This is a genomic window from Acetobacter musti (assembly GCF_011516835.1).
Taxonomy (GTDB): Bacteria; Pseudomonadota; Alphaproteobacteria; order Acetobacterales; family Acetobacteraceae; genus Acetobacter; species Acetobacter musti.
The window spans coordinates 1-15797 of the sequence record NZ_WOTB01000051.1; the positions used below are offsets into that span (position 1 = coordinate 1).

Genomic DNA, 15797 nt, shown 5'->3' on the forward strand with positions numbered 1-15797 from the left:
GAATTCAAACGCATCGCTATGCGTGCCGGCAAAACGGACAAAAGCTTCAGCGCCATGATCTGTCTCGCTGCAGCCATCATCCACTCACGGTGAATCCCCACAGACCTTAATCCGCTCCATCTGACGCTCGGACAGTAAAAAACACGTCACTCACAGGTCATCCTCCATCGGTAAGCCTTTGAAATTACAACATCCCAGGCAGTTCAGGAAATTAACAGGTCCTGAGCCTAACGGTGACCTGCGACGATCTGAGCAGTCGATGAATGAATTGTAACTCATGTATAACATAGCATGTCGGTTAAGCGAACAAGAATATTCACTGCATTTTCTTGTTTGCGAATTACTCGCAGTCGCATATTAAGCAGCATCGTCAGGTCATACACGACCTCGCAACGAACAGGGACGATCCTGTCCTATCAGGAGTTGACAATGAGCCGGTCTGATAATGTCTGTTTCCCGAAGGCACGCCTTGGGATGGCGGTTATGCTGGGTTTCGCGACTGGAGTCGGATTGACCGAAGGGGAAGCTGAAGCTCAGGAAGCGAATACTGAACCAGCCGCAACGGATTCAGCCATTAAATTGCCGGCCGTTCGTGTACGTGGTGAAAGTCCGGGTCACGACATTCCCAATACGAATGAAACGGTGCTTGATATCGGACGTATGCCGACATCAGTTCGTGAGACGCCGCAAGTAATCAATGTTGTTCCTCAGGAAATAATAAAGCAGCAGCGTCTGTATACACTGGATCAGGCGCTTGCGAATGTCCCCGGCATCACTCTTTCCACCGGAGAGGGGCGCGGCGGTCTGAATGGTGACCAGTTCCGTATTCGAGGTCAGCAGGCACGCGGCGATATCTATACTGACGGCCTGAAAGATTTCGGAACGTATACGCGCGATATTTTCGACATTGAAAATGTCGAGGTCATAAAAGGGCCGGCGGGTGAATATTTCGGCGCGGCGAATCTTGGCGGTCTTATCAATGAGACTCTGAAGAAGGCTCATGACGGGACATCGTATAATTACGATCAGGCCTTCGGGAACGCGGCTCTTTACCGGGGACAGGCCGATGTCAATTATCAGATCAGCGATAATGTCGCACTGCGTGTCAATGGTATGTATAATCAGAGCGGTACAGTCGGACGTGACTATGTATATTCGAACAGGTACGGCAGCTCGGTCGATCTCGGTGTAGGGCTGCACAGCAAAACATCCTGGCATCTCAACTGGCGCTGGCTGCACACGGACAGTGTTCCGGATTACGGCGTTGGAATGATTCAGATGCCGAATGGCATTTACAGACCGATTACCAGTGAGGGTCTTGATCGCAATACGACCTACGCGCGAAGCGCCGACCGGGATAACTCCGATATTCACAGCCTCACTTCCTCAGTGAAATCGGAGCTCGCCTCGTGGTTTACGCTGACAAACAATACCCGTCTGACGAAATATGAACGTAATTATGCGTCGACGACTCCAGGAGCCTGCTCCGGAACCTGCACGAGTCAGTTCCTCGTAGGCGGCAGCCCGGCGCTGACTTATGGTGCGGGCGGCGGTGCGGCCTATCTGTCGAAAGGTTGGGGCGCAGAAAATGTCCTGATGGGCAATGCCCGTTTCGATACGGGGTCTGTGAAGCATGACCTTAAATTCGGCGTGGATGTGAACTACCAGGACGAGAACCGGTATGTCGGGACGTGGTATGGTCGCACCAATACCCAGACCATCCGGAATACGTCTCATTCATCGAACGGCGCTTATGTACGCTTCCCGAACGCCAATATGGCAAATTCAGATGAACGTGATGTCGGCCTGTTTCTGTCGGATCATATTCAGTTGACGAAGCAACTCGCTCTGTTTGGTTCGGTGCGCTGGGATGCGTTTCAATCCACTTTTGCCGGCTATCAGCTAACGACTACTCCTCTGTCGCGGCAGAAGCAGAATGCCGACCGGTGGAGCCCGTCCGGAAGTATTGTCTATTCACCATTTAAGAGTTCTTCCTTTTATTTCACGTTCTCTCGTTCCTACAAGCCGATCGGGACAGACGTGTCCTCTCAGGTCACGATTCTGGCCAGCGACACGCCGCAGAATGGTGCCGACTTCAAGCCGCAACGCAGCGATCTGTTTGAATTCGGCAACAAGACTGATTTCTTCGAGAAGCGTCTGGGTTTAGGTATCGCGTTCTTTCAGATCAGCCAGAACAATTCTTATTATTACGATGAAAATGGTGATGTCGTAACCGGTTTTAGTGACTCGGGTGTTGGGCTCCGGACACGGGGTGTCGAACTGAGTCTGACCGGAAAAATAACTAAAAACTGGGATATTTACGGCTCTTATTCCTATATGGATGGCCGGATCACACACAGCGCCACGTATGACGGCAACCAGGCACCGGGTGTTTCGCATAACAATTTTTCGCTCTGGACCTCCTATGATCTCTCGGATCGTGTGCTTGCGCGGGGCTGGGGGTCTCTGAAAGTAGCTGGCGGTGCGCAGTATGCCTCAGGGTACTGGGCTAATGGTGACTTTGCCAATACTGCCCGTATTCCCTACCAGTTTTCGCTTAACGGTATGATTTCCTGGGAGATGAAGCATTACCGCGTTTCATTTAACGCCAATAACATTACCGATCATCTGAATTACGCATCCTCGTTCAGCACGAGCCGCGCGGTTCCGGGACCAGGACGTTCCTTTATCGGGAATGTTGGCCTTACTTTCTGATGAACACTGACATGGCAGTGAGGGATATATCTCTCACTGGTAAAGACCTGGATATAGTAGAAACTCAACTGTTACTGGGTCAACTGTATCTGGACAGCGGCAATTTTTCGCATGCATTCGAAATGTTTTCCATTGCGGCGCGCAGTGGGCGTCCGTGTGCCCTGAATATGCTCGGACGCGCCTATGAGCGGGCATGGGGGGTGGCACGGGACGTTTTGCTTGCGGTGAAATATTTCAATGCTGCCGTACGGGAAGGTGATGGTTGGGCGGCTTTCAATCTGGGGGATGTCTATCTCACCGGTGATGGCCTGCCAGCGGATAAGATGCGCGCGTACAAGTATTATCTGTTTGCTGCTCAAAAGGGGGTCGCCAAAGCACTGAATATGCTGGGTCTTCTGCATGAAAGAGGACTGTACGGCTCGCCTGACATCGACGGCGCGCGCCAGTTTTTCCGGGCAGCCGGAGAGGCTGGCGATTGTTGGGCCTGTCTCAATATGGGCCGATTGAGCCTGAATGAGAACGATGTGACGGGCGTGGCAGAGTGGTTTGAACGCTCTCTGACTCTTGGATTTCCGGAATACTGGGAGTGTCTGGAAGCATTTCTGAGAGACGCCAACGCTCCTGCCCTGCAGAGAATTATTTTTGAAGTGCGCCGAAGAAGCAAGATTCGCTGACGGTCTGGTTTGATCCGGCGATGAATTGGGAGGGGCTTCCCAATAGGGTGCCGGGAGCGGCGGTAGAGTTATAGCGACGCTATGATCCAGACGGATTCAAAGTTGAACGTTCCGTTCGGCATAGCGCCGAGCCAGATCATGGACTTCGTCGAGAGCCTGCTGGCCTTGTTGATCCGGGATGGGGGGCCGAATTTCAGCACGCTGAACTGTCGCCAATAATCCCTGACGGTCGATATCCGTATCGGGGATCAGACGGACCGCTACATTTTTCATTAATATTACCGGAAAGTCCCGTGTTGTAGGGCCATCTCATAGGAATCTCGTTGATTGTTCCTGATCCGCTCGACCGACTTGAGCGCGATCAGTATAGGCACCATCATAGCGCGATGATATCCGAATCCCAGCAGCTGGCAATGAAAGCCATATCCACTGGCTCTATAATAAAAATTCAAGTCTGAGTTATCTTTGTCAAGCCGCTTCGCCAGCTTCGCAACGTCGGTCGGCGACTCAATAAAGTGCACGGCCCGTCAGGCCTCTCTTTCGTGACCGTGGCGAAAATTGGATGTTAAGGCTGATGAAGAGAGTTTTCTCCTGCAGGATACCTCTTCCGATCGAAGCTGTAAGCATCCTTGCGGTAAGACCTCTCGACTATGAAAGACAGAGCGTAATCTTCTACCGGGCGCCCGAAAGAACATACGCACTGAAATGTCCCCGGCAGAAGAAAGCCTGTTACGCCTTGCGGGCGGCCCAGCCTGTTTCCCGGAGGAAGAAGGACAGACCGATGGCGATGACGATGCCGATGATGAGCGGCATGAAGGCCTCGCGGTACTGCGCCATGGTCAGAACGGTTCCTTTTCCCATCAGGGCGGAAACGAGCGGAGACATAACGCCGGTCGTTCCGAAGACGAGGAAGTTCATGACGCCGGCGGCAGTGCCTTTCACCTGGGGCGGGTTGACCTCTTTCATGGAGGAAAACGGAATCATCGCAGCGCCGGAGGCAATGCCCATGATGAGGGCGACCAGGTATTTCGGCATGATACCGACAGGCACGAAAAGCGCGCAGAGCGAGGCGGCCAGCAGCAGGACAGCGCCCCCGAGCAGGACGGGCTTGCGGCGGCCGATCTTGTCAGAGATCCACCCGAGCAGCGGACAGCCGATGACCCAGCCGATGGGAACCATGGAAACATCGGAGGCGGCGAAAGCCATGGTGGTGTGCTCACCGGAACTGAGCATGGAAGCACCCCAGCCGAGCGCGCCGATGGTGGTGGGCACGAAGAGCAGGCCACCGATGATGCCGGCGCACCAGCTCTGCGGATTTGAGAAAATGATTTTGAAAGGGTTCAGCAGATTGGCGGCGGTCAGAGGGCCGTGATGACGGGCGCTGTCGCCGGAATCACGCGGCATGATGACCCAGACGGCGGCGGCGAGAGCCAGACCGATGATGCCGAAACCGAGCCAGATATGCTCCCATGACACATGCCAGCTCCCCTGCGGGTCGATGAGCATACGGGTCGGCTTGGAGCCGAACGCGGCGCCGGCCATACCGAGACACTGAGTGAGGCCGACGAAAAGAGCGAGCGTGCGGGCGGGCAGGTAGCGGGCGGCAACGTAGGAGGCGCCCACGAACGCGCAGATCGCACCGATGGCCTGAATGATGTAGCCGCCGACACCGGCAGCGGCGCTGCCCTGGGCGAAGATGAGACAACCCATGCCGGTGATGGCGATGAAGCCGGGAAGAACGGCATGCGCGCCGTAACGGTCGAGCAGAACACCGACGACGAGCGCCATAAGGGCATAGACGATATAATAGGAGGCGATCATCAAGCCGAGATGGCTGTTGCCCCAGGCAGCGGTCAGCTCATTCTGCATAATGCCGGGCGCTGAGCGGATGGCATACTGATAAAAGTAGAACAGCGCACAGAGAAACCAGGCCAGCACATAAAGCGGCTGGAGCTTCTGCGGCTGGGGAGCCGGTGTTCCGGCCGGCGCGGCAGTGCTCGCCGGGGAGCGTGCTGGAGAGTTTATGGGCGGCATGGGCACTCCTGATGAGACCGTAAGGGATATTCCGAGACGAAACAGACGGCCCGGAGGCCGCCTGTCCGCAAAGCAGCGGGCGGGTTATTTCGCCGGGGGACGACCATTGGCCGTAGCCACGTGCCGGCCCCAGGAAATCAGCTCGCTTGTGCAGTCGTCACGCGGGATGACGCATTCGATCAGAACCGGCCCGCCTTTGTGGTCCAGCGCGACTTTGACGGCCTCGTCCAGCTCGCCGATGGTCGTGGCGCGCAGACCCTTGCCGTTGCCGTCCTGGGCGTTGAAGCCCTCGACAACGGCGGCGTAATTCCAGTTCTTGATATTGTTGTAAGGCCCGTCGTGGATTTCCACTTCGATGGTGTAACCGGCATTGTTGATCAGGAAAATGATGACCGGCAGTTTGCGCCGGGTCATCTGCCCGACTTCCTGAGCGGTGAGCTGGAAGGAACCGTCACCGACCATCAGGATGTTCCGGCGCTGCGGCGCGGCGACGGCATAGCCGAACATGGCAGGCACGGACCAGCCGATATGGCCCCACTGCATTTCGTATTCCACGCGGGCACCACGGGGAAGTTTCGTACGGGCAACGTTGAACCATGAATCGCCGGTCTCACCGAAGATGGTGGTGTCAGGCGTGACGATGGACTGCAGGGTGCGCTGGATATGCTCGCGCGTCAGCTTGCCGTCCTTCTTCGTGGTCTCCGGCGCGGTTTCGGTCACGCCGCCGCCGACACGGCGGTATTCGACCATGGTGGCGTCCTTTTTCGCCTTGCCGGCGAAATGTTTCGCAACGCCGTCGAGCAGATCACGCAGATGGATGCCGGTGAAGGTCTGATCGCCGACTTTCGTTACTTCCTTGTCGGCGGTGACGACCGTCGCGCCCTTCGGCCAGGCGGTCCAGCCCTCGGTGGAGTAATCGTTAAAGATGCAGCCCAGAGCGATAACGCTGTCAGCCCAGTTGAAGATGTCGCTGACTTTCGGCGAGCTGGCGCTGCCCCAGAACGTGCCGATATAGTTCGCATGATCTTCCGGGAAGAAGCTCTTGGACGCACCCATGGTCGCCACGACACTGCCGAGAGCATCGGCGAGGCGGATGGCGGCGTCTTCCGCACCGGCGGCGCGCAGTTTGCTGCCGATCAGAATGGCGGGCTTCGCCTTGCTTTCAATGAAAGCCGAGACGGCTTTGATGGCCGCGTCCAGCGTCTGCGGATCGGAAGCAGGCTCGCTGATAACGGCGGAGATCGGTCCGGGAGCGCGGCAGGGCTGAGCCGACACATTGCAGGCGATCTCGATATAGGCCGGCTTTTTCTCGCGCAGAGCCGTGCGGATGACGTGATCGATCTTTTCCGGCGCGTCTTCAGCGGAGATGATGGAAACAGCAGCGCAGGTCAGTTCCTTTGCGATGCGGAGCTGATAGCCGTAATCGGTCGTGCCGATAGTGTGGTGGAGGATATGGCCGCTGCCGTGATCGTTGGAGTTCGGCGCGCCGGAGACCAGGATGACGGGGAGATTCTCGGCATACGCGCCGCCGATGGCGTTGAGCGCCGAAAGCGCGCCGACGCTGAAGGTGACGACGGCGGCCGCGGCGCCGTTCGCGCGGGCATAGCCTTCGGCAGAGAAACCGCAATTCAGCTCATTGGAGCAGTAGACCTGTTCGCAGTCCTTGTTTTTCAGAAGCTGGTCGAGCAATACGAGATTGTAATCACCCGCCACAGCGAAGTGATGTTTCAGACCAATCTGTGCAAAGCGTTCAGCGAGATAGGTACCAACTGTATATGACATGTCCGTTTCTCCGGTCTGATTGCTGACATTCCGTTACTGGAACGGAAGATATCGGAAGGTGACATAGACGGTGTTGCCCGTGGTGGTCGGGTAGACACTGTTTCCCATGCCGTCATTGCCGCGGAAGGCAAACTTCCGGATATAGGTGTACTGGACACCTCCCATGACGCTGCCCCACTGGCCGTCCAGGAAATGCCACCACCCGCCGGTCGTGAAAGAGGCGAGCGTCCGGGTCTGCGCGTTGCAGGTTCCGAATTCGATATCGCAACCGCCGAGATTCTGATCGGTGACACCGTATCCGTACTGGTTGCCGTCGGCGGCGGTGTAGCGACGGCGGCCCGCCGTTTCCACGCCACCGTAGAGGTACAGCAGGACCGATTTGTCGGGATGTCCGATCAGGCCGAGCGCGCCGCGCATTTCGGGAACAGGGGTAAGCTGTCCGCGACTGTTGAAGGTTGTATCCGGCAGGAGGGAAGGTCCGTAGCGACCGATGCCCTCACCGGCGATGACGTTGCCGGTCAGCTGGAGTTTCGGAGTGCCGAGCGGCACGGTCATGCCGCCGCCGACACCACCACCGAACTGCGTGTCCTTATGGGTATGGTTCGCGCCCGGGGACTGAATGACCGAGCGGAACCAGCGCGCCAGACCGAAGACCTCGTAATGACCAACGGAAGTATCGACAGCGCCCTTCAGGACGATGTCGGGAACGGGGTTATCGGTGTACTGGGTGTCGGGATTGAGCAGAACGCCACCGGCATTGGCGTAATAGACGCGCGGACCTTCAGCGTTGTCGCCCACCGCAGGCAGCCTGCCGCCCGACGAGAGGGTGGAGGAGTAACCGACGGTGGCCTGCGGGTCTTCAATGGACAGAGCCAGCCAGTATTTCTGCCCCCAGTCCTTGCCGATCCGGATCTGAGGCACGCGGGTGAAGGTGATGCCAGGGATCTGGTTGTTGTCGGTGACAGCCGGGAGCTGTTCGTTTCTGGGCAGGACGCCCTTCGCGTAACCGGTCGTCAGGCTCCAGGCCTGGCCCATCAGCAGATGGAAGCCCCAGTCTTTCTGCGTGAAGGTGAAATAGCCCTGACGCAGGCGGGGCACGTAGCCGTTGATCTGCACGCTGTTGGTCGAGCCGCCGGAGCCGCCGAAATCGGATTCGATATAGGCCTGAAGCCGGGTGGAGGCGCTCGGATTGGCCTCCAGCAGCGTGGACAGGCGGCTGAGCTGAGCGGAGAGACGTTCCTCGCTCAGCCCATGATTGGGACTGTTGGCGTAGGGGAAGTTATTCCAGGCCGTCGCCGGACCGCTGGTCAGATTCGAGTCACGCCAGATATTCGAGAGTTCAAGAAATCCGCCGATCCTGACGGAGATATTTCCGATGCTGAACACCGGCGGCAGACGATCGACCGATGTCTGGGTGATGGCGAGCGGACTGGATGAGCTGAGATCGATGGACGATTTCTGTTGTGTTTCCGTCTGTTGCGGAGCGCCAAAATGGAAAAAAGGTTGACGAGGGTCTGAGGAAGAAAAACGTGCTTGTGGCTCGACAGGAACATCATCGACGCCTTCAGCAAGATTCGTGGATTTTACTGACTTTACGGACGCATGTTGTAACGAAGAGGACAGATTCTGACGTTCTTTGCGGCTCATCGTGCTTGCAACCCGTTCCCCGTGACGGCGTTTCTCGATGGCAACGACTCTGTTCTCGAGAGCATGGATTTGTTCGCGGATGGCGAGTAGTTCTTCATCATCATCGCTGGCGTAAGCAGGATACCCGCATAATGCCAGCATGCTGACGCCAGCGAACACGGTTAAGGTGTTTGGCTTCATCAGACCATGCAAGCGGGGTATGAGCGATTCGGTCATCAGAGTTTGCTAACACCCTGAACCATAATCGTAATTGACGTACGTCAAGTTGCGTAAGAACTTCACCGAAGTAATGGTCAGGCTGGGTTTCAGCTCGTATCGCTGTTCGTCTTCGTATAGCGCTACAATTGTATTTTCATGTTTTGAATGAATCAGATGATGCTGGCCTGATGAGTTTGTCGGGAAGCAGATCTCCTGAGGATATCCGTAACAGATACTCTGCATTATGAGGATTTTGCGATGAGGTCCGGAACCGTTGGGTTGATCAGGTGATAAGGATTTTTATCAGACATTTTTCGGTTTTACGGTGTCGGACTGATAACGGGTGGCCAGCATGACAAATGACAGATGAGGCTGCCAGCCATACCATGCTCATGTCCTTCGATCATCATGTTATAAAATACATCAGATCTCCGTTCATGACATTATGCGGATCAGCAGGCTCTCTTCTTAGCCACGCCAGCCAAGCCCTTTTGGCAGTGAATAAAAACCGACTTTGCCCAGAGCTATAGCCATAAACGATCTGCCTGCCCTTTCTCCATCGACTGTTTCAAGTGTGAATATAGGTCTCTTCTCACGCCTCAGCGCTTCCGCCAGTGCGTGGGACGAAACTGACATCAGAGACGGACAGCCAGGATCATTCCGGTCGAAATACGTCAGCATCGTCCGGCCACCCGCCGGCAGATATATAACAGGTCGTCCTTCGCAAAGAATTACAATGGCTCCTCTGCGACGTGCAGGCTTTACTCCGGTGGGATGTTCAGGCCATGGCAGGATCGTACCGTACAGACAGGCGGGATCGACGGCTGACAGTGCCAGTACAACTGGTTTAGGGGGCGTCGTCGCCAGATTCCGGAGATGGTCAATCGTGCCACGATCTGCGAACTGCGCCGCGCCGAGCCCCTCCACGAAGCGTCCTCGCAGAACGTGTCCGGCGTCTTCCATGCCCCGCAAAAGCGGCTGGAGGACAGGAAAGCCTCCACTCACTTGTTCAGCAACCGCGGCGGCGCGTGTGGCAATGCCGTAACGGTCAAGCAGCCTTTCCACGAGCGCCAAGCCGCGCTCGGTATCCGTGTATGGCTCCCGCGGCAACAAGGACCAGCGCCCTGGCATCGTCACATCGTCTTGTCCGGAATTACGATGAGGTGCAGAGCCAGAATGGCGTAACCGGGAAGACGGTGCCCAGATACCTGCATACCGCCGTATGGCTGTCGTCGTACGTTCCCCGCGTGGTTTGCGGAAGCCTGTCAGCATCCTTAGCGGCGCAAATGTGTTTCCTGTAATGGAGCCTCGCCAGACAAGTTTCCAGAGAGCGCTTCGTACATCCGAAGCGGAAACCTTTTCCCCGTTTGGCAAAGCCCACATTGCTTCCGGCTGTATCAGATCCCATAGCTGGCGAACAAAAAAAGCACCGCCATCTGCCATGATACGCAAAATCCTGGCCTGGAGGGGAGGAAGTTCCTCTGATGCCGCCGCCGTTGTGGTAGGCAGTGTCTGCCCGGCAACCACCCTCAGATGCAGAGATACCAGTCCGTCATCGTTTCCGATTGCCTCATGCCCGGCCCAGATTATCTCGCCGCTGGCGAGAAGGCTATCCAGAAGCATCGGCGTATAGTCGCGAACACGCACGGGTAAAACATGTATTTCCCAGACGGAAGCGGGCAATGGCAGACCCGCCATCTGCTCGACAACCCGGATCACCCCGTCTGTTCCTTCCAGACACCCTGTTCCTATGACCGGGACAGCCGAAACTGGCTCTCCGCCCATCAGATAATGGCGCTCAGGAACCAACTGCGCATAGATCGATGACGGCACAGGCCGTGTCGCTTCACGCGCAGCCCGGAGCGAGCGCAGACGAAGACGCCGGAAGACATCTGCGGAAACCCATTCATGTTTCGCAACAGGCGTTGCGGCGACGGCATCCGGTATCCGCTCTTCCAGCTTTTTCTCGACCCCGAAATTTCCCTTCAGAATCAGGTTGCGATCATGAAGTTCTTCAAGAATGCCGTCTGCCACGATGGCACCGAGCCCGAAACACGCAGCGATTTCCCCGGTTGTGAAGGGCGTGTGTGTCCGTGCATATCGTGCCATCAAATCCCGGAGTGCATCGTCCGAAGCACGCAGAAATACGTCAGGAATCCCATCAGGGATCTTTACTCCAAGAGCATCGCGTAACCTGCCTGCATCTTCGACAGTCGCCCAGTGCTCGTTGCCGGCAATCTCAACCGGGATTATCCGTGAGGCCTCTTTGAGCCGGAGGAGATAGTGCGGTATGGCCTCAGCCTCAACGTCCGCGACACGTCGGACAATTCCGGCCAGCGTCAGCGGTCCCAGTTCCCGCAGAAGATCCACAACGCCTTCCGCCCCGCTGACATGACGATCAGGCAGGGTATGTTGCAATTCTTCTTCTACCCGACTGACGATAGCCGGATCGAGGATTTCGCTGAAATCTACCTGCCCCAGCAGATCATCAAGCAGTCCTGTGTCCAGCGACAGGACGGAGGTGCGGCGCTCAGCGAGCGGCGCATCTCCCGCATACATAAACTCAGCGACATAGCCGAACAGAATTGTTGATGCGAAAGGTGAGGGGATATCGGTCGTCACTTCAGTCAGACGAACAGATCCTTCACGCAGGCCACTCATCAGCACATGTAATGCTTCCAGGTCGTATACGTCCTGAAGGCACTCTCTTGCAGTTTCTATAAGAATCGGAAAATCCCTGTGTTCCTGCGCAACCTGCAGAAGCTGCGCAGCACGTAGTCTCTGCTGCCATAGCGGTGATCGCTTTCCAGGATTCCGACGCGGTAAAAGGAGCGCCCTCGCCGCGCATTCGCGAAAACGCGACGCAAAGAGAGCCGACCCGCCAACCATATTCGTCAGCAGGCTCCGCAACATATCCGGGTCGAACAGAAACAACTCCGCCCCCGGAAGACGTCCCTCCATATCCGGAACACGTGCCACAATACCGTCATCACTGGCCACCACCGATGGATCGACCCCGAAATGATCGCGTATCCGCCCCGCAATTGCCAGCGCCCAGGCAGCATGGACCCGCCGGCCATAAGGTGAATGCAGGATCACACGCCAGTCACCGCTCTCGTCACGACAGCGCTCGATCACCAGCATCTTGTCCGTGGGCAGTACGCCCGTGGCTTCACGTTGTTCCGCGACATAACGCACCATGTTTGTCGAGGCGTTCACGTCCAGCCCGAGGGTCTTCAGTTCCGTGTCCAGAAGCTGGTCCGATGTCGCGTTTACAGTTCTATGCGCGATCATCGCATCGAGATCCCGCAGAAACCGTCCGATCGCTCGTCCCAGTTCCGCTGGCCTCCCGGCCCCATCCCCCCGCCAGAACGGCAGACGCGCCGATCGCCCCGGAGCGGGCACAACAATCACCTGATCGTTCGTGATCTGCTGAATGCGCCAGGAAGTCGCTCCGAGTGTAATCACGTCATTCACCCGGGACTCGTAGACCATCTCCTCATCAAGTTCGCCAACCCTGCGTGCTCCGGCTTTTTCCTCACCCTCCGGCAGCATGACGCTGTACATGCCGCGATCGGGGATCGTGCCTCCACTGATTACCGCAAGCTGCTTCGCACCTGGACGCGCCGTTAATGTGTCCTGTTTCCTGTCCCACACAAGTCGAGGCCGAAATTCCGCGAACGCGTCAGACGGATACTGCCCCGCAAGCATTTCCAGCGTGGCGTCGAATGCTTTCCTCGAAAGCTCACGAAATGGGTATGATTGTCTGACTGCGACGTACCAGTCTTCGGCTCCGATCGCATCCATCGCGACAGCGGCGACCGTCTGTTGCGCCAGGACGTCAAGCGGATTGCGTGGCGGCGAAATGGCCTCAATCTCGTCCGCGAGCATACAGTGCGCTGTCACCGTTGCGTCAATCAGATCCCGGCGTGACCTGGGATAAATGAGTCCCGTCGAGACGCTGCCCACATGGTGCCCTGCTCGTCCAACGCGTTGCAGTCCGCTCGCCACCGAGGGTGGCGCGCCGACCTGGATCACCAGATCAACCAGTCCCATGTCGATTCCAAGTTCCAGACTGGAGGTTGCCACTACACAACGGAGATCACCGGATTTCAGTGCGGTCTCTATCTCCGCCCGCTGCTCCTTCGAGACGGATCCGTGATGTGATCGTGCGATCAGAGGGACGATTCCTGCCGACCGGCCCTGCGTTCCTCCCGACGAGGACTCGTAATGGGTGGTATCCGCGACCGTTTCTGGCGGCTCTTCCGCATAGCGTTCGGCATAAAGCTCATTCAGTCGTGCCGTCAGTTTTTCCGCCAGTCCCCGCGAATTGACAAAGACGATCGTTGACCGCCTGCTCAGCACCTGATCCAGAACATGCGCCGTGACATGCGGCCAGATTGAACCGACCTGACCTGATCCATCTGGTCCGCCCGTCGCGGGAATGTCGCTCATGTCCTCAACCGGAACGACAACACGCAGTTCGAGCCGGCGATCTGATCCCGGACTGACCACTGTTACCGGCTGTGCCCCGGCGAGAAATCCCGCAACCCGGTTGACCGGACGAACCGTTGCCGACAGCCCGATCCGTTGTGCGGGGCGGCCAAGCAGCCGATCCAGTCGCTCAAGACTCAATGCCAGATGCGAGCCGCGTTTTGTTCCGGCCACCGCATGAATTTCGTCAATGATAACGGTTGTTACTTCGCGCAGTGTTTCTCGTGCATTCGAAGTCAGCATCAGATAAAGCGATTCTGGTGTCGTAATGAGAATATCCGGTGGCCTTCTCACCAGCGCCGCCCGTGCCACACCCGGCGTATCTCCCGTGCGCATTCCCACCGTTATCTGTACCGCCGGGTTACCTCGTCGCTCGCGTTCCGCGCTGATGCCATCAAGCGGAAACCGCAGATTGCGCTGCACGTCTGCTCCAAGCGCCTTGATCGGCGAAATATAAAGAACCTTAGTGGTTGTTTTGGGAGTCGTGGTTTTTCTGGTCTTGCTATAAGATTTTCTGGACGCAGCGGATGGCGCAGTCTCGCCTTCCACGAAGAAACGGTCGATAGCCAGCAAAAACGCAGCAAGCGTCTTACCTGACCCGGTGGGCGCGATCATCAGTACGCATCCACCTTTGCGAATTTCCGTCCAAGCAGCGTTCTGAACCGCTGTTGGTGAACCGAAAACCTTCAAAAACCATGCGTGGGTCGAAGCTGTAAACGAATCCAGACTGTCTTTCGCCGGTGCGGGCTTTCCGGTGCGCATCCGCGCCATATATGCGACCTCCGATCAGTGCGAAGGGTATTTCAGCACGGCCTGAGGGGTTACATCCACCTCTTCCTGATCGGCTTGACTCAGATTGGGTCCATAGACGAGCATCCTGATCGACCAGATGGATACGATGGCAAAGCTTTTTGTCCGGTATCGTATCCTCTTCAGGATATCGTCTTACATACGAGGGGAAGATTCGTCAGATTGAATTTGCCGCGTCTGATGCTGTCATTTCAGGCCGTCTGTCGTATTTATTAACAGGCCATTTCCGAAGTGCTTGCTCCGGCAGCAGATAAAATTGACGGCTGTTTCTTGCCTGCGCTGCCTCTTATTTCCTCACGTCCACGTTAAAGGAAGCATGACTGGAATGCGATTGGCAAGGCTGGCAGGAATAGAAAGACGATTACGACCATAAACGAGAATATGGGGGGCTTTCGGGTTGCCTTCCTACGCGGTAATCATCCATCCGTTCTGCATTAGTCACACCAAAGAGTACATAATGCCCTCTAAATATGCGGTAACAGCAATCATAGGTGCACAGTGCATCTCCGCCGTCTCCTTTGCGAATCTGAGTGCATCATCTGAATTCCGGTGGGAAAGACATATCTGCTATCTGCGGCCGAACGACGGCGAATTTCGGCAGAGCGAACGTCAGGAAGAAACAGGTCGGTGCAGGCGGTTTCGGGGATATGCTATGCAAGAATGCGAAGTATACCGGGATGGGACAGATCGTATGAGTGCCCCATTTTACGATGACCTCGGAACATCTTAGGGTGTCATAACTGCTCCTGGACTCGATCATCAGGCGCTTCGAACGGCCAGCCTGTTCTGTCAGGGCGACGAAGATCCGGTCGAAGACACCCAGGCGGTTCCACCGGATGACGCGATTATATAAAGTCCTGTGCGGACCATACGTTTTCGGGGCGTCTTTCCACTGAAGGCCGTTGCGGATCACATAAACGATCCCGCTCAGAACACGACGGTCATCCACGCGTGGCACGCCATGTGCCAGAGGAAAAGACGGCCTGATCAGATTTATCTGGCGCTCGGACAGCAAAAACACGTCACTCACAGGCTTGCCTCCATCGGTAAGACTGTGAATCACAATAGCACACTCAGTTCAATGAATTAACAGGTCCTGAGCCTAGCTGTGACGACTGAAATCTTTTTTATCTCTCATGACACACTAAGATCTGGCAGTTTTTACGCGTTGTTTGACGTGATTTCATAGTCTGCCTCTGCACGATGCCCGTTTTCTGCGCCCTGAAGAAGCTTTATGGCCATGAAAAAAGCATGCTGGTTCCGGTTTTTTTTCTGGCCCTGGCATGTTCTGAAAACAGACGCCCTTTCCCCGGAAAGGGCGTCTGTTTTTATTGCTCAGAAGGCTGCCTGGACGCGTGCGGCGAGGGAGTTCCCGTTGCGTCCGTAGATATTGACGGTTCCGTCGTTGCTGTTTCGGCTGACGATGAAGTGGTTGAAGTCGAG

7 protein-coding genes and 1 pseudogene are annotated in these 15797 nt (G+C 56.4%); 2 read left to right on the forward strand and 6 right to left on the reverse strand.

The genetic code is table 11. The features are described 5' to 3' along the window. The first annotated feature begins 429 nt into the window (after positions 1 to 429). Together GOB93_RS19480 and GOB93_RS19485 are read left to right on the forward strand one after the other, a co-directional pair. Positions 430 to 2715, forward strand: coding sequence for a TonB-dependent receptor (locus tag GOB93_RS19480; RefSeq protein ID WP_173585083.1), 2286 nt, complete (start codon positions 430 to 432; stop codon positions 2713 to 2715). An 11-nt stretch (positions 2716 to 2726) separates the two neighbouring features. Next, positions 2727 to 3389, forward strand: coding sequence for a tetratricopeptide repeat protein (locus GOB93_RS19485; protein ID WP_173585084.1), 663 nt, complete (start codon positions 2727 to 2729; stop codon positions 3387 to 3389). Between the two features lie 96 nt (positions 3390 to 3485). Here the strand turns inward: GOB93_RS19485 and GOB93_RS19490 are convergent, their stop codons facing one another. The 6 genes and pseudogenes from GOB93_RS19490 to GOB93_RS21785 form a co-directional block, all read right to left on the reverse strand. Then, positions 3486 to 3662, reverse strand: coding sequence for a hypothetical protein (locus GOB93_RS19490; protein ID WP_173585085.1), 177 nt, complete (start codon positions 3660 to 3662; stop codon positions 3486 to 3488). Positions 3663 to 4118: 456 nt separating this feature from the next. Further along, positions 4119 to 5423, reverse strand: coding sequence for an MFS transporter (locus GOB93_RS19495; protein ID WP_173585086.1), 1305 nt, complete (start codon positions 5421 to 5423; stop codon positions 4119 to 4121). Positions 5424 to 5507: 84 nt separating this feature from the next. Next, positions 5508 to 7205 carry an alpha-keto acid decarboxylase family protein gene (locus GOB93_RS19500; RefSeq protein ID WP_173585087.1) on the reverse strand — a complete coding sequence of 566 codons (1698 nt, stop codon included), beginning with the start codon at positions 7203 to 7205 and terminating at the stop codon, positions 5508 to 5510. Between the two features lie 33 nt (positions 7206 to 7238). Further along, positions 7239 to 9068: a hypothetical protein gene (locus GOB93_RS19505; RefSeq protein WP_408742423.1), complete on the reverse strand. Its 1830-nt coding sequence runs from the start codon at positions 9066 to 9068 to the stop codon at positions 7239 to 7241. A gap of 450 nt (positions 9069 to 9518) precedes the next feature. After that, positions 9519 to 14315 carry an ATP-dependent helicase gene (locus GOB93_RS19510; protein WP_173585088.1) on the reverse strand — a complete coding sequence of 1599 codons (4797 nt, stop codon included), beginning with the start codon at positions 14313 to 14315 and terminating at the stop codon, positions 9519 to 9521. Positions 14316 to 15102: 787 nt separating this feature from the next. Next, positions 15103 to 15384: pseudogene (locus GOB93_RS21785) on the reverse strand (transposase); the annotation flags it as partial. Positions 15385 to 15797: the final 413 nt, after the last annotated feature.

What these genes read in the sequence shown, in the direction of transcription:
- GOB93_RS19480 (WP_173585083.1), top strand. Translation starts at nt 430, where the DNA reads ATGAGCCGGTCTGATAATGTCTGTTTCCCGAAGGCACGCCTTGGGATG.
- GOB93_RS19485 (WP_173585084.1), top strand. Translation starts at nt 2,727, where the DNA reads ATGGCAGTGAGGGATATATCTCTCACTGGTAAAGACCTGGATATAGTA.
- GOB93_RS19490 (WP_173585085.1), bottom strand. Translation starts at nt 3,662, where the DNA reads ATGAAAAATGTAGCGGTCCGTCTGATCCCCGATACGGATATCGACCGT.
- GOB93_RS19495 (WP_173585086.1), bottom strand. Translation starts at nt 5,423, where the DNA reads ATGCCGCCCATAAACTCTCCAGCACGCTCCCCGGCGAGCACTGCCGCG.
- GOB93_RS19500 (WP_173585087.1), bottom strand. Translation starts at nt 7,205, where the DNA reads ATGTCATATACAGTTGGTACCTATCTCGCTGAACGCTTTGCACAGATT.
- GOB93_RS19505 (WP_408742423.1), bottom strand. Translation starts at nt 9,068, where the DNA reads ATGACCGAATCGCTCATACCCCGCTTGCATGGTCTGATGAAGCCAAAC.
- GOB93_RS19510 (WP_173585088.1), bottom strand. Translation starts at nt 14,315, where the DNA reads ATGGCGCGGATGCGCACCGGAAAGCCCGCACCGGCGAAAGACAGTCTG.